17 protein-coding genes are annotated in these 18,236 nt (G+C 36.3%); 14 read left to right on the top strand and 3 right to left on the bottom strand.

Annotated elements, in window-relative coordinates:
- Positions 1–383: 383 nt before the first annotated feature.
- The 4 genes from BAQ44_RS16570 (at position 384) to sspN (ending at position 2,485) form a co-directional block, all read left to right on the top strand.
- Positions 384–959 carry a TlpA family protein disulfide reductase gene (locus BAQ44_RS16570; RefSeq protein ID WP_063262469.1) on the top strand — a complete coding sequence of 192 codons (576 nt, stop codon included), beginning with the start codon at positions 384–386 and terminating at the stop codon, positions 957–959.
- A gap of 115 nt (positions 960–1,074) precedes the next feature.
- Entirely contained in the window at positions 1,075–2,022 is a 948-nt protein-coding gene (locus tag BAQ44_RS16575) for a 3'-5' exonuclease (RefSeq protein WP_071722446.1), read from the top strand.
- 141 nt (positions 2,023–2,163) lie between these two features.
- Positions 2,164–2,307: an FbpB family small basic protein gene (locus tag BAQ44_RS16580; protein WP_001254697.1), complete on the top strand. Its 144-nt coding sequence runs from the start codon at positions 2,164–2,166 to the stop codon at positions 2,305–2,307.
- A 43-nt stretch (positions 2,308–2,350) separates the two neighbouring features.
- Positions 2,351–2,485: an acid-soluble spore protein SspN gene (sspN, locus tag BAQ44_RS16585; protein ID WP_000527987.1), complete on the top strand. Its 135-nt coding sequence runs from the start codon at positions 2,351–2,353 to the stop codon at positions 2,483–2,485.
- Between the two features lie 68 nt (positions 2,486–2,553).
- On the opposite strand, the gene BAQ44_RS16590 is transcribed toward sspN, so the two are convergent.
- On the bottom strand, positions 2,554–3,846 hold the full coding sequence (locus tag BAQ44_RS16590) for a glycoside hydrolase family 18 protein (protein ID WP_071722447.1): 1,293 nt from the start codon (positions 3,844–3,846) through the stop codon (positions 2,554–2,556).
- A 281-nt stretch (positions 3,847–4,127) separates the two neighbouring features.
- Here BAQ44_RS16590 and BAQ44_RS16595 point away from each other — a divergent pair, with 281 nt between their 5' ends.
- A complete protein-coding gene (locus BAQ44_RS16595) occupies positions 4,128–5,246 on the top strand; it encodes an RNA-guided endonuclease InsQ/TnpB family protein (protein WP_071722448.1) in 1,119 nt (372 codons plus the stop codon).
- Positions 5,247–5,411: 165 nt separating this feature from the next.
- Positions 5,412–5,831 carry an acyl-CoA thioesterase gene (locus tag BAQ44_RS16600; RefSeq protein WP_000495809.1) on the top strand — a complete coding sequence of 140 codons (420 nt, stop codon included), beginning with the start codon at positions 5,412–5,414 and terminating at the stop codon, positions 5,829–5,831.
- 28 nt (positions 5,832–5,859) lie between these two features.
- Here the strand turns inward: BAQ44_RS16600 and BAQ44_RS16605 are convergent, their stop codons facing one another.
- On the bottom strand, positions 5,860–6,150 hold the full coding sequence (locus BAQ44_RS16605; protein WP_001054449.1) for a HesB/YadR/YfhF family protein: 291 nt from the start codon (positions 6,148–6,150) through the stop codon (positions 5,860–5,862).
- Between the two features lie 108 nt (positions 6,151–6,258).
- Positions 6,259–6,855, bottom strand: coding sequence for a glycerol-3-phosphate 1-O-acyltransferase PlsY (plsY, locus tag BAQ44_RS16610; RefSeq protein ID WP_000258967.1), 597 nt, complete (start codon positions 6,853–6,855; stop codon positions 6,259–6,261).
- 225 nt (positions 6,856–7,080) lie between these two features.
- Between plsY and BAQ44_RS16615 the strand changes: the two genes are divergently transcribed.
- The 8 genes from BAQ44_RS16615 (at position 7,081) to BAQ44_RS16650 (ending at position 17,999) form a co-directional block, all read left to right on the top strand.
- Entirely contained in the window at positions 7,081–8,937 is a 1,857-nt protein-coding gene (locus tag BAQ44_RS16615; protein ID WP_063262472.1) for an anaerobic ribonucleoside triphosphate reductase, read from the top strand.
- Positions 8,934–9,386: an anaerobic ribonucleoside-triphosphate reductase activating protein gene (gene nrdG / locus BAQ44_RS16620; protein WP_071722450.1), complete on the top strand. Its 453-nt coding sequence runs from the start codon at positions 8,934–8,936 to the stop codon at positions 9,384–9,386. Before BAQ44_RS16615 ends, nrdG begins: the two co-directional genes overlap by 4 nt.
- A gap of 18 nt (positions 9,387–9,404) precedes the next feature.
- Positions 9,405–10,082 carry a response regulator transcription factor gene (locus BAQ44_RS16625; protein WP_061679915.1) on the top strand — a complete coding sequence of 226 codons (678 nt, stop codon included), beginning with the start codon at positions 9,405–9,407 and terminating at the stop codon, positions 10,080–10,082.
- Between the two features lie 203 nt (positions 10,083–10,285).
- The gene (locus BAQ44_RS16630) at positions 10,286–11,527 is read left to right on the top strand and encodes a S1C family serine protease (protein WP_063262473.1); all 1,242 of its coding nucleotides are present in this window, start codon (positions 10,286–10,288) and stop codon (positions 11,525–11,527) included.
- Positions 11,528–11,606: 79 nt separating this feature from the next.
- On the top strand, positions 11,607–12,020 hold the full coding sequence (locus tag BAQ44_RS16635) for a CoA-binding protein (RefSeq protein WP_063262474.1): 414 nt from the start codon (positions 11,607–11,609) through the stop codon (positions 12,018–12,020).
- A 375-nt stretch (positions 12,021–12,395) separates the two neighbouring features.
- Positions 12,396–14,360: a DNA topoisomerase IV subunit B gene (gene parE / locus BAQ44_RS16640; protein ID WP_071722452.1), complete on the top strand. Its 1,965-nt coding sequence runs from the start codon at positions 12,396–12,398 to the stop codon at positions 14,358–14,360.
- A 1-nt stretch (position 14,361) separates the two neighbouring features.
- Positions 14,362–16,785 carry a DNA topoisomerase IV subunit A gene (parC, locus tag BAQ44_RS16645; RefSeq protein ID WP_071722454.1) on the top strand — a complete coding sequence of 808 codons (2,424 nt, stop codon included), beginning with the start codon at positions 14,362–14,364 and terminating at the stop codon, positions 16,783–16,785.
- 182 nt (positions 16,786–16,967) lie between these two features.
- Complete coding sequence (locus BAQ44_RS16650; protein WP_071722456.1) at positions 16,968–17,999, top strand: oxidoreductase; 1,032 nt, start codon at positions 16,968–16,970, stop codon at positions 17,997–17,999.
- The last annotated feature ends 237 nt before the right edge of the window (positions 18,000–18,236 follow it).

The following is an 18,236-nucleotide window of genomic DNA, read 5'->3' on the forward strand; positions in this document are numbered from 1 at the left end:
CCAAGCATCAAAGCTTTGTAAAGCTAGGTGTATGTCAAATTCAGAAACGATAATGAAAAATATAAACGGGACAGTAAAAGAAATAATAATAGCAGCCCATTTAAATTTGTATAGCAAACTGCTCGAACAAATACATAGTAATGGTAAAGTGAAAAAAACGAAAGTGAAAGGGTTAATTAGCAATTGTAAAATACATATCACCTCGCAGTTTTTGTATATATTTCTAATTATATGATATAAAGGTAAATATTTCATTTAAATTACAAATATTCCGATTATTTCGACTGTGAATATTTCCAAGCTCGTCCGTATAAGCTAAAATAAGGTATACAGTATTTTGTTAATTAAGTTATAAGAAGACAAACACGTTAGGGTGATATAAAATGTGGCGGAAGTTTACGATTATTGTAGTGTTACTTTGTTTAGCCGGATATGCAGCGTATGAACAGTTTGGTAAAAACGATCAGGTGGTACAAGGGAAGCAAGAAAAAAGTGAAGCTGCTATGAAAGAGATGATTGCAAGTAATGGTATTGAAATAGGGAAGAGTGCTCCGGACTTTACATTAATGAAGTTAGATGGAACGGATGTAAAGTTATCAGATTTAAAAGGAAAGAAAGTGATTGTAAACTTTTGGGCAACGTGGTGTGGACCTTGCCAGCAAGAAATGCCTGATATGGAGGCTTTCTATAAAGAACATAAAGAAAACGTAGAAATTTTAGCAATAAATTATACACCTTCAGAAAAAGGTGGGGGTGTAGAAAAGGTAAGTAATTTTGCTAAGGAAAAAGGAATTACTTTTCCTATTTTATTGGACAAGAATATTGATGTAACGACAGCCTATAAAGTAATTACGATCCCAACTTCTTATTTTATAGATACGAAAGGTGTCATTCAAGATAAGTTCATTGGACCAATGACGCAAAAAGAGATGGAGAAACGGATTGCTAAATTAAAATAACGGTGAAAAGGTAGAAGTGGAAAGTTACCATTTCTGCCTTTTCTTTTTCACGTAGTGATAGCAGCATGTTATGATAAAAGAAATATAAACGTTTAGAGATAAAGGAGTGTATGGAGTGGGGAATATATCCTTACCGTTAGATTATGTTGTAATTGATTTTGAAACAACAGGATTTAACCCTTATAATGATAAAATTATTCAAGTTGCAGCAGTGAAATATCGTAATCATGAACTAGTAGATCAGTTTGTTTCCTATGTGAATCCAGAGCGTTCAATTCCGGACCGAATAACGAGTTTAACAGGTATTACAAATTATCGTGTTTCAGATGCACCGACGATTGAAGAAGTATTACCTTTATTTTTAGCATTTTTACATACAAATGTAATTGTCGCTCATAATGCATCTTTTGATATGCGTTTTTTGAAAAGCAATGTAAATATGCTTGGGCTGCCTGAGCCTAAAAATAAAGTGATTGACACTGTGTTTTTAGCAAAGAAATATATGAAGCACGCGCCTAATCATAAACTTGAAACGTTAAAGCGAATGCTTGGCATTCGTTTAAGTTCTCATAATGCATTTGATGATTGTATTACGTGTGCAGCTGTTTATCAAAAATGTGCATCTATTGAAGAAGAAACAAACAGGAAATCGGATACGGAAGTACTTGATGAAACAGCAGTATATGAAGTAGTAAAAAAGATGCTTGTACGAAATAAACGTGATATCGAATGGGTTCGTTGCATGAATGTAGGAAACTATTTAGATATAAAAGCTTTTTATCCAGTTATGAGAGTAAAAGTAAAAGGGCGAAAGAAATACGTATTAACAGAGATATTAGAAGATGATGTGAAAGAAATATGTACGAGTTTAAATTGTGAACCGGCGTTAAAAAGTGAAGTTGGTAATACGAGAATTATGCTTAATAGCCTAGAGGACGTCCTGAAATTAGAAAGTTATATTTTAGAACAGTATGATTTCGTACTGCAAGCGCTAAGTGAGTATAAACAAAGTGAAATGAATGCAGATGAAAAGTTAAAAGAGTATTTAAATATGATGGTATAAAAAAACTCCGTGTACGGTTTACTGTACACGGAGTTTTTTAGGAGTACTAAAACATAAAATTTTCTTGCAAATCTGATTAAAGAGTTTTTCCTTTGCTCATACTATGTATAGTAAGAATGCGAAGGAGAGAGGGTGAACAGCGTGAGAAGAAGTCGCCGTAAATCATTTGACGAACTTGTGAAAGAAAATAAACAACAATTATTAAGCGATCGTGATGCAATCGATCGTATTGAAGAGCGTATTGAAAAACGTTATGAAATGAAACTTTTTAAGCAAGCTGAATAATTCTTAACACTAGTACGATACTAGTGTTAAGGAGGCGATAGTAATGGGTAATCCGAAAAAAAATTCAAAAGACTTTGCACCGAATCATATTGGGACACAATCAAAAAAAGCTGGTGGCAATAAAGGAAAGCAAATGCAAGACCAAACAGGTAAACAACCGATTGTTGATAACGGTTAAAAAGGGAGAATGTTGTCATTCTTCTTTTTTGTGACGGATTTTTAATAGTAAAAAAGGGCTGACTTTTGTCAGCCCTTTTTCGTAATCGTAAAATTTTCAACGAGTAAACGCCAATTTTGCGGGAATGGTAAACCGATCTTCCAGTAACTAATACCACCAATGCCTTGTTCTTTCATTAAGTTGAATTTACTTTGAATAGATCTCGAATCTTCAAACCAAACTTCGTGTTGTACGCCGTTTTCGTCAAAGTAATTGAAATGTGGAGCTTGAGCTGTGAAGTCATAGCGGATAGGGACATTGTATTTACGAGCTAGTGCAACAGCTGCGACAGAGCTAACTGCTTTTGCTGGCGGATTCCCTTGTTTGAACGGAAGTTTCCAATCAAATCCGTATAAATTTTGCCCCATCATAATTTTTTGGGGAGGCATTTGAGATTTTGCGTATTGAAGTACTTCTTTTACAGGACCGATAGGAGAAATAGCCATCGGTGGTCCGCCTTGCCAACCCCAGTCGTATGTCATAATAACGACGAAATCAACAATTTGTCCTTGTGCTTTATAATCGTGAGCTTCAAAAAATTTCCCTTTTTGATTTGAACTTGTTTTCGGTACAAGCGTTGTACTTAATGTGTATCCGTTAGGTAATCGTGTTTTCACATTTCGTAAAAAACGATTATACGCTTCGCGATCTTCAGGTGCCACGCTCTCGAAATCAAAATGAATGTCTCGCATACCATATTTCTCAGCTGTTTGCAAAATGTTTGTAATAAATTTGTTTTGAATCGTTGCATCACGTAAAATAACTGACGTTAGATCGGCACTGAAATTTCCATTTTCAATATTTGTAATAACGAGCATAGGGATGGTTTTACCTTGCGTTGCAATATTAGCGATTTTAGCTGTTTCAGTTGGTTCTTTTAACGTACCATCTCTTTTTGCCTCGAAACTGAAGTAAGCTAAGTATGTTAAAAATGGATTAATAGCACGCGTAGCATTAACTAAACTTTCTTTAATAGGTATAGTTGAAGGTTGTAAATAAGCGATGGATTCTACTGCTCGTTTTGTCCCTTTCGGTATATATAATTGCTGCCCGACATGGAGAATGGATTTTAAAGATAAGTTATTCACTTTAGCTAAGCTAGCGAGAGGAACGTTATATGTTTGAGAAATTCGATAGAGGCTATCGCCAGGCTGTACATAATAATTATTTCCTTTCGTATTCACGATTAGTGCCTGACCAACGACGAGTGTTTCAGATGGATTTAGTCCATTGTCTTTTACTATTTCATCAGGTGTTGATCCATATTTTGATGCCAAGCTATATACGCTATCACCGCTACGAACAGTTACAATTTGAATCATATGCTTGCTCCTTTCGGTAAAAGATTCACTGTTTTTATTTTATTTTTGATTCCGCTGTATTATGATTAAATGTATGCAAGGTAGCAGAAGTGAAAGAAGGGAAGAAACAGTTAGTGTATATCTACAAAAATATATAATTAGTGATAAAATATTTGTAGATGAAAAATATGAAAGTATATTCAATTGGTGATTTTGCAAAAAAAGGCAGGTAGGATAGAACAAACTAGTTGCCATCTTCAAGGGAAAATAAGCTAAGAAGATGGTTAAGGGGTTGCTGGAAAATGATGCTTGCGAAGAAAGTGAGAATCAAGCCGAATAAAGAACAAGAATTGCAACTTTGGAAATCTGTTGGTACGGCAAGATGGGCTTATAATTGGACACTGGCGAAGCAAGAAGAGAATTACAAGAATGGCGGAAAGTTCATATCAGACGGTTTTTTACGGAAAGAATTAACTGTATTAAAGCAGACTGAAGAATATGCTTGGTTGTACGATGTTTCAAATAATATAGCGAAACAAGCGATTAAAGATGCTTGTGAAGCATATAAGCGATTTTTCAAGGGACTGGCTGATAAACCACGATTCAAAAGCAGAAGGAAAGCAAAACTCTCTTTTTACAATGATAATATCAAGTTAAAAGTAAAAGAAAAACAAGTTTTGATTGAGAAAGTTGGTTGGGTGAAAACATCCGAAAAGTTACCTGTAGGGGTTAAGTACTCTAATCCACGCGTTAGCTTTGACGGTAAGTATTGGTATTTGTCTGTCGGTATTGAACAGGAGTTTACAAAAGAGAAGTTAACGGCTGTTTCGTTAGGAATAGATATTGGAATCAAAGAATTAGCATATTGTTCTGATGGGCAGAGGAAGAACAATATAAACAAAACAAAAATGGTAAGACAGGCAGAGAAACGCCTTCGTAGGTTGCAATGTCAAGTTTCTCGTAAATATGAAATGAATAAGGAGGGAAACCGTTTTGTCAAAACAAGCAACATTATAAAAATCGAGAAAGAGATACGACAACTACATAGAAGGTTATCAAATATCAGAAAGAATCATCTTCATCAATCCACGAGCGAAATTGTGAAAACCAAGCCATTTCGCATTGTGATGGAGACGTTGCATATGAAAGGTCTGATGAAGAATAGACACCTAGCTAAAGCGATTGCGAGGCAGTGTTTATATGAGTTCAAAAGACAAATTCAATACAAGTGTGAAAAATATGGTATTGAATTTGTAGAAGCTGATACATGGTATCCTTCTTCAAAAATGTGTTCCAGTTGTGGAAGCATCAATAAAGAACTAAAACTTTCTGACCGTGTATACAAATGCACTTGTGGTCACGAAATGGATAGGGATTTAAATGCGGCTATCAATTTGTCACGGTATGAATTAGCCAGTTAACATCTAAAAAAAGTTACGGCTAATATGTAGGATTCGTTGTATCCGAATTTACGCCCTCGGAGTGTTATATCAAACGAAAGTAGCTTCTGTGAAATCGGACACGTAGAACAGGGAAATAAACAAAATTTATAGATTTTTATAAGTTTATGGCAACGGCGAATAGAAATGTTTGTAGCAGAACATGAAGTTGAGATCCGTTATGCGGAAACAGATCAAATGGGTGTTGTTTACCATTCAAACTATTTGGTGTGGCTTGAACTAGGCCGTACGAAACTTATACAAGATTTGGGATTTTCATATGTTGAAATGGAGAAAGAGGGAATTATTTCTCCTGTGTTAGACTTACAAATTTCATATCGTAAAGCGATGCGTTACGGTGAAAAAGCAATTGTGAAAACGTGGGTGGACACTGTGAGCCCGCTTCGTGTTGTATATGGTTATGAAATATATAACGGTGATGGAGATCTTTGTATTACTGCAACTACGACGAATATTTGTGCGAAAAAAGAAGGGTTCAGGCCCGTATCATTTAAAAAGTTATATCCTGAGTGGTATGCGAAATATGAGGAAATTAAGAAAAAATAAAAAAAGTGTGGCAGAAGCCACGCTTTTTTTATTTTTCATAATTAAATTGCGGGAAATCATCACCGTCGTTAAATGTAACAGATAAATTATGTCCATCGAAGAACCACTCATCATCGCCTTCAATAAAGAAGTTAATACCTTCTTCTTGAGTTTGAACAGCAGGATGTGCAGGGTCATCTTTACGAATACCTAAAGAAAGTCCTTTTTGCACAGTACTGCAACCGCCGTATTGTACGAAAAGGCGTAGTGTTTCACCCGATTGTAAGTTTAATTCGTTTTTATACCATTGTGCTGCTTCTTTTGTTACGGAAAGATTCATGTATAGTTCCTCCAAATTATGTTGCTTTTTCTTTAGTATAAAAAATAACGCAAAAAGACGCTATTAATATGCTTCACGTTTTCTTTTTGCGTTATGTGGGTTACGATCTTATTTTTGCTTTTTTGAAAAGTTTGCTTTCGGTTCAGTTTTATTTATAATTCGTCCGATATTTGCACGGTGTTTATAAATAACCATACCTGCTAATAAACACATCGCAATAATGAAGATTTTATCCCCGCTAACAATGGATGCAATAACAGCAACAACCGCTGTTACCATAGAAGAAAGTGATACGTATCTTGTTGTAAATAAAAGGCTGAAAAAGACAACAGCTAATATTGCAAAAACAACTGGAGAGTAGCATAATAGCACGCCAGCAGAAGTTGCAACAGCTTTACCACCACGGAATTTTGCAAAAATCGGATACACATGTCCAAGAACAGCTGCTAATCCGAACCACAGTGGGTGAACATCTAATCCGAAAATAATCGGTAGACTTGTTGCTAATGTACCTTTTAAAATGTCAGCAATTGTAACGATAAAACCTGCTTTTTTCCCTAGTGTGCGGAATGTATTTGTTCCGCCTAGATTACCGCTTCCGTGCTCACGAATATCGATTCCGTAGCCGATTTTTCCAACGACTAGTGCGAATGGAATCGAGCCAAGTAAGTAGGCAACGATAAATAAAAGATATGTAGTAACCATAAGTTCAGTCTCCTTTATTCAAATGTGTTGATAAAGGGTAAAAAGAGTTTTTCCCGTATATTGTACCATACATTTGTAAAGAGCACATTTCTTTTTTGTAAATGAAAAATTCATTATTTCGTGAAAAAAATTTCACAGGAATGTTACATTTCTCACAGAAACACCAAGACTATATGTAGTAACATTTTAATCAAAAGACAACAACATATTGGTGGAGGGTTATAAATGTTACAACGAAATGTACGTGGAGAAGAATTAATGAGAGTGTTTGAGACGATTGTCCACGGTAGTGAGCAAGATTTAATGCAAGAAAATGCAAATGTAGATGGCCGCTCTCCGATGGGGGTAATGGGAACGTTCGCATCAGAGAGTGCGAAATATTATGCAGTTGAAAATTTATTGTCAGATCAAGTGAAAAAAGCGATAAATCAAAATATATTATATCCACATGATTTAGATTTTTATGCGACAGGAACGACGACTTGTTCGCAAATTCCGTTAGCTCAAATGCTTGCGAACGGTTTTCATACCGGACATGGGCATATGAGACAGCCGCAGGATATTAAAAGTGCATTGGCTCTTTCGTCTATTATTTTTCAGGCGAATCAAAATATGCAGCACGGTGGTCAATCATTTGCACTCTTTGATATTGATTTAGCTCCATATGTGAGAAAAACAGTAGCGAGACATAAGAAACGATTACAGTCATATCCGCTTACGAAAGAACAAATAGAAGAATTTGCATGGAAAGAAACAGAAAATGATACGTATCAGGCGTGTGAAGCTTTCATTCACAATTCAAATAGTATGCATAGTAGGGGCGGGGGACAAGTACCGTTTATTTCTATTAATTATGGAACAGACACATCAAAAGAAGGTCGGTTATTAGTTAGACAGCTTTTAAAAGCGACACAAGCTGGTCTTGGTAAAGGAGAAACACCAATTTTTCCTATTCAAATTTTTAAAATGAAAAAAGGTGTGAACTTTGAAGAATGTGATCCGAACTATGATTTATTTGAATTAGCGCTAGAGACAACTGCTGAACGGTTATTCCCTAACTTTTCATTTTTAGATGCGCCATTTAATGCCGTGCATTATGACGGGCGACCGGAAAGTGAAGTATGTTACATGGGATGTCGTACCCGTGTTATGTCTAACATACATGGAGAAGAAACAGCGATTGGAAGAGGTAATTTATCATTTACGTCTATCAACTTAGTGAAATTAGCGTTAATTAGTGGCTCAAAAGAAGCATTTTTTGAAGCGTTAAATTATTACTTAGATTTAGGAATTAAGCAATTATTAGAGAGATTTGAGTATCAATGTACGAAGCGAGCAAGAGATTTTCGATTTTTATATTCACAAGGTGTATGGCGCGGTGGAGAAAAGTTACATCCTGAAGATTCTGTAGCATCCATTTTAAAGCAAGGTACGTTAAGTCTTGGTTTTATCGGTCTTGCAGAGTGTTTAGTAGCTTTAACTGGAAAGCATCATGGAGAAGATGAAGAGTCATGGAAACTCGGGTATGAAATCATTTCCTTTATGAGAGATAGAATGGATAAAGCGACGGAAGAACATGAACTGAATTTCTCAGTAATTGCAACTCCTGCAGAAGGATTATCAGGGAAGTTTGTGAAAAAGGATAGGGAAGAATTTGGTGTGATTAGCGGTATAACGAACCATAATTATTATACGAATTCATTCCATATCCCAGTTTACTATAACATTCAAGCGATAAATAAAATTCGTTTAGAAGGACCTTTCCATGCCCTATGTAACGGGGGACACATTACGTATATTGAGCTAGACGGAGCAGCTATGCATAACAAACAGGCGTTAAAACAAATTGTACGAGCGATGGCAGATCATGGCGTTGGATACGGTTCAATTAATCATCCAGTTGACCGTTGTAAGTGCTGTAGTTACCACGGAGTTATTGGTAATGAATGCCCAAGCTGTGGAAATGAAGACGAGGCTAATATAGAAAGAATTCGCCGTATAACAGGTTATCTTGTAGGTGATATGTCGAAGTGGAATAGTGCGAAACGCAGTGAAGAGATGGATCGGGTGAAGCATAAATGAAAGTGATGAACATCATTCATGATAGTGTAGTAGATGGAGAAGGGTTGCGGACAGCCGTGTTTTTTGCGGGCTGTCCGCATCGTTGTTTCGGCTGCCATAACCCGAAATCGTGGAATATTTGTAATGGGACTGAAATGACAGTAGAAGAAATTGTGAAAGAGATTGCAAGTAATCCATTAACTGATGTAACATTTTCAGGTGGAGATCCATTTTTTCAAGCTGCGGAAGTGAAAAAAGTAGCAAAGGCTGTGAAAGACTTGAAAAAAAATCTATGGATGTATACAGGTTATACGTTAGAAGAGATACAGAGTTCTCAAAATAATGATATGATAGAGTTGTTACATTATGGGGATGTTTTAGTCGATGGAAGATTTGAAATCGAGAAAAAAGATTTAACACTTCCATTTCGCGGAAGCTCCAATCAACGTATTATTCGATTGAAAGAGTAAAAAGGCGGGATAGATGATATGAATAAAACAGTATTACTAGTTGAAGATGAAAGAAGACTACGTGAAATCGTTAGTGATTATTTTCGTAATGAAGGCTTTGAAGTAATCGAAGCAGAAGACGGAAAAATAGCATTAGAATTATTTGCAGAGCATGAAATTGATTTAATTATGTTAGATATTATGTTACCAGAAATAGATGGATGGTCTGTTTGTAGACGAATTAGAAAAGAATCAGCAGTACCAATTATTATGCTAACAGCACGTTCAGATGAGGATGATACATTACTAGGGTTCGAATTAGGTGCAGATGAGTATGTAACGAAACCTTTCAGCCCGAAAGTGTTAGTAGCTCGAGCGAAGACGTTATTGAAACGTGCGGATGGCGTGGTAGGAGTAGCGGAAGAAAATACTATGTCCTTAGCTGGAATCGAAGTAAATCGTCTATCTAGAACGGTGCTAGTAAATGGAGAAGAAATTATATTGACACATAAGGAATTTGAACTTCTTGTTTATCTAATGGAGAACAAAGGAATTGTGTTGTCACGTCAACATTTATTAGATCAGTTATGGGGATATGATTACTACGGTGATGACCGAACAGTTGATACTCATATTAAAAAACTACGAAATAAGCTAGGAGATAAAGCGAAGCATATCGGTACTGTTATTCGAGTTGGTTATAAATTTGAAGAATAACCTTGAGAATACTATGTAATTTGGCTTTGGGATATAGCAAATTTATACTCTCTTTTGTAGGTGGAATGTACAAAAAATACTTTTCTTGGCTACAATGTTAGATAAGAGTATTTTTTTAATTGGATTTCACGATGAGTTCACAAGAAGGACACAAACTGTGACTATACTGAAAGTACGAATTCACCAGAGAGGGGAAATAAAACATGGGATATTACGACGGACCGAATTTAAATGAAGAGCATAGTGAAACGAGAGAAGTGAGAAAATCAGGCGGTAAAAAAGGTTATTTTTTCACAGGTTTAGTCGGAGCGGTAGTTGGGGCTGTCACAATTAGTTTTGCAGCACCATATATGCCATGGGCTCAAAATAATGGAGCGGCCGTATCATCATTCAGTTCGGATTCAAAAGTTGAAGGTACTGTAGTTCCTGTTGTCAATAAAGCTAAAAATGAAACTGATTTACCTGGTATGATTGAAGGCGCGAAAGATGTTGTTGTAGGTGTTATTAATATGCAACAAAGCATTGATCCATTTGCAATGCAACCAACAGGCCAAGAACAACAAGCTGGTTCAGGATCAGGTGTTATTTATAAAAAAGCAGGAAATAAAGCATATATTGTAACAAATAACCACGTAGTAGATGGTGCAAATAAACTTGCTGTAAAATTAAGTGATGGTAAACAAGTAGATGCAAAACTAGTAGGGAAAGATCCTTGGTTAGATTTAGCTGTTGTTGAAATTGACGGGTCTAATGTAAATAAAGTTGCCACTTTAGGTGACTCAAGTAAAATCCGAGCTGGTGAAAAAGCAATTGCAATCGGTAACCCACTAGGCTTTGATGGAAGTGTAACGGAAGGTATTATTAGTAGTAAAGAACGTGAAATTCCAGTAGATATTGATGGCGATAAACGTGCGGATTGGAATGCTCAAGTTATTCAAACAGATGCAGCGATTAACCCAGGTAATAGTGGTGGTGCGTTATTTAACCAAAACGGTGAAATAATTGGGATTAATTCAAGTAAAATTGCACAACAAGAAGTTGAAGGAATTGGATTTGCTATTCCAATTAATATCGCAAAACCAGTTATTGAATCACTTGAAAAAGACGGAGTAGTGAAACGTCCAGCTCTTGGTGTAGGTGTTGTTTCATTAGAAGATGTGCAAGCTTATGCAGTAAATCAATTGAAAGTACCAAAAGAAGTAACAAACGGCGTTGTATTAGGTAAAATTTACCCAATATCACCTGCAGAAAAAGCTGGTTTAGAGCAATATGATATTGTAGTAGCATTAGATAATCAAAAAGTAGAAAATTCACTTCAATTCCGTAAATATTTATATGAAAAGAAAAAAGTAGGCGAAAAAGTAGAAGTTACATTCTATCGTAACGGTCAAAAAATGACGAAAACAGCTACTTTAGCAGATAATTCAGCTACAAAGAATCAATAATTGAAATAAAAGAAAGTCTCTTTCATATTGAAAGAGACTTTCTTTATCGGCTATACTAAAGGAATAGGAGGGATAAATTATGACAATTGAAAACCCAACTCGTACGGAAATTGGTGAAGTATTAAAGAAAAGTAAAACGATTGCAGTTGTTGGATTATCGGATAAACCAGAACGTACATCGTATATGGTTTCAAAAGCAATGCAAGATGCGGGGTATCGCATTATTCCAGTAAACCCAACAGTAGATGAGGTGCTTGGAGAAAAAGCAGTTTCTTCACTAAAGGATATTAAGGAACATGTTGACATTGTAAATGTATTCCGCCGTTCAGAATTTTTAATGGATGTTGCAAAAGAGTTTGTAGAGATTGATGCAGATGTTTTTTGGGCACAATTAGGAGTACAAGATGAAGATACATATAAACTGTTAAATGAAAAAGGCTATACTGTAATAATGGATCGTTGTATTAAAGTAGAACATGCGATGACAAAGTAGTATAGATTTTAAAGAGAGAAAGATTGATTCAGCCCTCGTTATAGATAAGTAGGGCCGATGAACGAGGTGTTCATCATGAGATTTTTTAAAGGCTGTTTTTGGGGATTGTTACTCGTTATCCCATTTTGGATATTGATCATTTGGATCATGATAAAGGTTTGGAATGTGTAATCTTGGCATACATATCCATTTCTCGTTGACAAACGATTATTTTTCTGAAATAGTAGCCTAGAGGAATCCTTGTGAAAAAAACAAGGATTTTTCTATTGAAAATGGTATATAAAAGAGATAAGATAACTTGCCAAAACTATAGTCGAGGCGTTATTCTATAATAGAAACATATGTTCTGATTTGATTAGGAAAGGGGCAAGGAGTTTGGCGAAGCATCAGTTCCAATATAATGAAGATGCAATTCAAGTGCTAGAAGGACTTGAAGCCGTTCGAAAACGCCCGGGTATGTATATCGGGAGTACGGATAGCCGTGGATTGCATCATTTAGTATATGAAATAGTAGATAACTCCGTTGACGAAGCGTTAGCGGGATTTGGCGACGAAATTTCTGTCGTAATACATAAAGATAATAGTATTAGCGTTATAGATAAAGGGCGAGGAATGCCTACGGGAATGCATAAACTTGGGAAACCTACACCTGAAGTTATTTTAACTGTACTTCATGCTGGTGGTAAGTTTGGTCAAGGTGGTTACAAAACGAGTGGTGGTTTACATGGTGTTGGGGCATCAGTTGTAAACGCCTTATCTGAATGGTTAGTCGTAACGATTAAGCGTGACGGAAATATTTATGAACAACGCTTTGAAAATGGCGGTGTTCCTGCAACGACGTTAGAGAAAATCGGGAAGACGAAAGAGTCTGGTACGACAATGCATTTCAAACCAGATACAACGATTTTCAGCACGACAAATTACAATTACGAAACATTATGTGAAAGATTACGTGAATCTGCATTCTTATTAAAAGGGATGAAAATCTCAATAAAAGATGAGCGAAATGATTTAGAAGATGTCTTTCATTATGAAACAGGAATCGAAGCTTTCGTTTCATACTTAAACGAAGAAAAAGATTCAATCCATCCGGTAGTATATTTCACTGGTGAACAAAATGGAATTGAGGCGGAGCTAGCATTCCAATTTAACGATGGCTACTCAGAAAATATTCTTTCGTTTGTAAATAACGTACGTACAAAAGATGGTGGAACACACGAAGCTGGGTTTAAGACAGCAATGACTCGTGTGTTCAATGAGTATGCTCGTAAAGTATCGTTATTAAAAGAAAAAGATAAAAACTTAGAAGGTACAGATATTCGTGAAGGTGTAGCGGCTATCGTTTCTGTACGTGTACCAGAAGAAGTACTTCAGTTTGAAGGACAAACGAAGGGGAAACTAGGTACAAGTGAAGCCCGTTCTTCAATTGATGCCATTGTATCAGAGCATTTAGCTTACTTTTTAGAAGAAAACCCGGACGTAGCTACACTTCTTGTGAGAAAGGCAATTAAAGCAGCGCAAGCGCGTGAAGCTGCTCGTAAAGCGAGAGAGGAAGCACGTACTGGTAAAAAGAAAAAGAAATCAGAAGGTACATTAAGTGGTAAGTTAACACCTGCACAATCACGTAACCCGCAAAAAAATGAACTGTACCTAGTGGAGGGTGACTCTGCCGGTGGTTCTGCGAAACAAGGTCGAGACCGACGTTTCCAAGCGGTATTACCGTTACGTGGTAAAGTAATCAATACAGAAAAAGCAAAGCTTGCTGATATCTTTAAAAATGAAGAGATTAATACAATTATTTATGCTATTGGCGGCGGTGTAGGGAATGAATTCGCTGTTGAAGATATTAATTACGATAAAGTTGTAATTATGACCGATGCGGATACGGACGGAGCACATATTCAAGTATTACTACTAACATTCTTCTACCGTTATATGAAGCCGCTTATTGAAGCTGGTAAAGTATTTATTGCACTTCCACCTTTATATAAAGTAAGTAAAGGAAAAGGGAAAAGTGAAGTAATTGAATATGCATGGTCTGATGAAGAATTAGATAGTGTAACGAAGAAAGTTGGCAAGGGTTATATGCTGCAACGTTATAAAGGACTTGGCGAAATGAATGCAGATCAATTATGGGAAACGACGATGAACCCCGAAACGCGTACGTTAATTCGCGTGAAAATTGATGATGTAGCAAGAGCAGAGCGCCGCGTTACGACATTGATGGGTGATAAAGTAGAACCACGCCGTAAATGGATTGAGCGCAATGTACAATTTGGTATGCAAGATGAAGGAAATATTTTAGAAAATGAAATGATTATGGAGACGGAGGTGGAATAACATGCAGGCAGAGAAGTTTCATGACCTCCCGCTTGAAGACGTGTTAGGAAATCGTTTTGCGCGTTATAGTAAATATATTATTCAAGACCGCGCGCTTCCAGATGCGCGTGACGGTTTAAAACCGGTACAAAGACGTATTTTATATTCCATGTATGTAGAAGGAAATGTACATGATAAAGCGTTTCGTAAATCAGCTAAAACAGTCGGTAACGTTATTGGTAATTACCATCCGCACGGTGATTCCTCTGTATATGAGGCGATGGTACGTTTAAGTCAAACTTGGAAAGTACGTAATGTTTTAGTTGAAATGCATGGTAATAATGGTAGTGTGGATGGCGATCCAGCAGCGGCAATGCGTTATACGGAAGCCCGATTATCACCAATCGCATCTGAATTATTGCGAGATCTTGATAAAGAAACAGTAGAATTCGTGTCAAACTTTGATGATACGAGTGAAGAACCTGTTGTATTACCAGCAATGTTCCCGAACTTATTAGTGAACGGATCTACAGGAATTTCAGCTGGCTATGCAACAGAAATTCCTCCGCATCACCTTGGGGAAGTAATTGATGCGACGATGATGCGTATTGATAAACCAAATAGTACGGTGGATGATTTATTAACAGTTATTAAAGGTCCTGATTTCCCGACTGGTGGTATTATTCAAGGGATTGATGGTATTAAAAAAGCGTATGAAACAGGTAAAGGTAAAATTATTATTCGCGGGAAAGCTGAAGTTGAAACGATTCGCGGTGGAAAACAACAAATCGTAATTACTGAAATTCCTTATGAAGTAAATAAAGCGAATCTTGTTAAAAAAATGGATGAATTACGTATAGATAAAAAACTAGATGGAATTGCTGAAGTGCGTGATGAGACTGACCGTACTGGTCTTCGCATTGTCGTAGAATTAAAAAAAGAAGCAAATTCTGAAGGTATTTTAAATTATTTATATAAAAATACAGATTTACAAATTCCATATAACTTCAATATGGTTGCGATAAATAATCGTCGTCCTACACTTATGACGTTACCTAAGATTTTGGATGCATATATTGGGCATCAGAAAGAAGTTGTTACAAAACGCTCAAAATATGAATTAAGAAAAGCAGAAAACCGTCAGCATATTGTAGAAGGTTTAAAGAAAGCATTATCGATTTTAGATGAAGTGATTGAAATAATCCGTGCTTCTAAAGATAAGCGTAATGCAAAAGATAATTTAAGTGCTAAATTCGGCTTTACAGAAGCACAATCAGAAGCAATCGTTTCGTTGCAATTATATCGTTTAACAAATACAGATATTACAGCATTAGAAAAAGAAGCGGATGAATTAAGTGCAAAAATTGCAGAATTACAGTCAATTTTACAAAGTGAAAAAAGACTTCTTCAAGTTATTAAAACAGATTTGAAGAGAGTAAAGAAAACATATAGTGATGATCGCCGTGCTATTATTGAAGACCAAATTGAGGAAATTAAAATTGATGTGGAAGTTATGATTCCGCAGGAAGATGTCATCGTTACTGTAACGAAAGAAGGATATGTGAAACGAACAGGTTGGCGTTCACATAATGCATCGAACGGGAAAGACTTCGGTATGAAAGAGGGTGACATCTTACTGGAGCGATTCGATACGAACACGACAGAGACAGTCCTCTTATTTACGAATAAAGGAAACTATATATATCTGCCAGTATATGAAATGCCAGAAATTCGTTGGAAAGATTTAGGTCAACACGTTGCGAACCTCGTTTCACTTGAGCGAGATGAAATGATTATTTGGGCGACCGTCGTACCGAATTTTGAAGAAGAAAAACGATTTATCGTATTTGTAACAAAGAATGGTATGATTAAGAAAACAGAATTAAACCAATATAAAGTACAGCGTTATTCGAGAGCGTTCGTTGCTGTAAACTTGAAAAAAGATGATGAAGTAGTAGATATATTTGCGACAGATGGAACGAGTGATATCGTTCTTGCAACCTATGGTGCATATGCACTTATTTTCCATGAAGATGAAGTAAGTCCAGTTGGTGTAAGGGCCGCTGGTGTGAAAGCCATTAATTTAAAAGAAGATGACTATGTTGCTTCTGGTAAACCGTTAAATGGCGAAAAAGATCAACTTATTCTCGTAACGCAGCGTGGTGCTGTAAAACGTCTAAAAGCATCAGAAATTGAGAAATCAACGAGGGCGAAGCGAGGTCTTGTTATTTTCAAAGAGTTAAAACGTAATCCATACCGTATTGTCGGTATTGAAATCGTTCGAGACGATGAACTAGTTTACATGAAGACAGAGAAACACATTGTAGAAGAAATTGATCCGAAAGCGTATCGAAATAAAGACCGGTATAGTAACGGTAGTTTAGTACTAGATGTTAATGATACTGGTGAAGTTATTGAAACGTGGACGAAAAAACGACCGAATTAAAAAAAGCATCTTGCTATGAATAATGGCAAGATGCTTTTTTATAGGCAAATTATTATGTACATAACAATAATCTTGTTATAATAATTGAATGAAATCGTTCTCATAAAGTGAAACTTTAATCAGTGAGTGTTTTCTTTATCCCCACTGATTATTAGTTGAAGCCGGACAGATGGAGGGGCAACATGAAAAGAATAGGTGTAGGGATTGTAGGATTTGGGTTTTCTAGTACAACATTTCACATCCCATTATTACAAACGATAGAAGAATACGATATTCGTGCTATTTTATCTTCAAAAGAAGAACTAGTGAAACAAGCATTACCAAACGCTGAAGTTGTTGGCACAATTGAGGAATTAGTAAATCGTGCTGATATTGAGTTAGTGGTCATTACTTCACCGAATACGACTCATTTTCCATATGTAAAAGAAGCAATTTTACATGGTAAGCATGTAGTTGTGGAGAAACCATTCGTTGTTTCAATTGAAGAAGGGGAAGAGCTTATTTCGTTAGCAGAGCAACATAATGTGGTTTTAAGTGTATATCATAATCGTCGTTTTGATAATGATTTCTTGACGATAAAGAAATTGTTAGAAGAAAATAGAATAGGAAATGTATACGCATATGAAGCGCATTTCGATCGTTTTCGCCCGAATGTACGTGATCGCTGGAGAGAAAAGAATTTACCAGGATCAGGTATACTATATGATTTAGGATCGCATTTAATTGACCAAGCACTATCATTATTTGGGAAACCAGATGCGATAAGTGCAGATGTGATTAAACAACGACCAGGTGCAGAAATTGATGATTACTTCCATGTTATACTTCACTACGGTGTGAAACGTGTCACTTTACATAGTAGCAGTTACGTTAAGCAAGCAGGTCCACACTTTACACTGCATGGAGATAAAGGTTCTATCGTGAAATACGGTATGGATTCACAGGAGGAACAATTAAAAAATGGAATGAAGCCAGGCGATAACGGTTATGGAGTAGACGCTGAAGAGAATTTTGCTACTTTAGATGTTGAAGAAAAGTTAGAGCGTATTCCGACAGAAGTTGGCTGTTATGACATGTACTATAAAGGTGTAAGAGATAGTATTGTAAATGGTGAGAAACCACCTGTAACAGCGCAAGAAGGCTTAGAGGTTATCAGGCTTATTCAATTAGCAATTGAAAGTAGTGAAACGGGTAGAGTCATTCCTATAAAGTGAAACTTTAATCAGTGGGGGGGTTCTTCATCCCCCACTGATTATCAGCCCTCACCAATCGGACTTTAATGGGCAGCCCGACCCCCACCTAAATTCTTTGCTTTCGCTGCATTTTAAGGTGGGGGTCTTACTGCCCATTAAAGCGGGATAAAATAAAAAAGACACGAATTTCTTAAAGACATATGAATAATAAGAGTAAAGATAGTAAGGATTGATTATCCCTACTATCTTTTTTTATCT

Source organism: Bacillus mobilis, assembly GCF_001884045.1.
Taxonomy (GTDB): Bacteria; Bacillota; Bacilli; order Bacillales; family Bacillaceae_G; genus Bacillus_A; species Bacillus_A mobilis.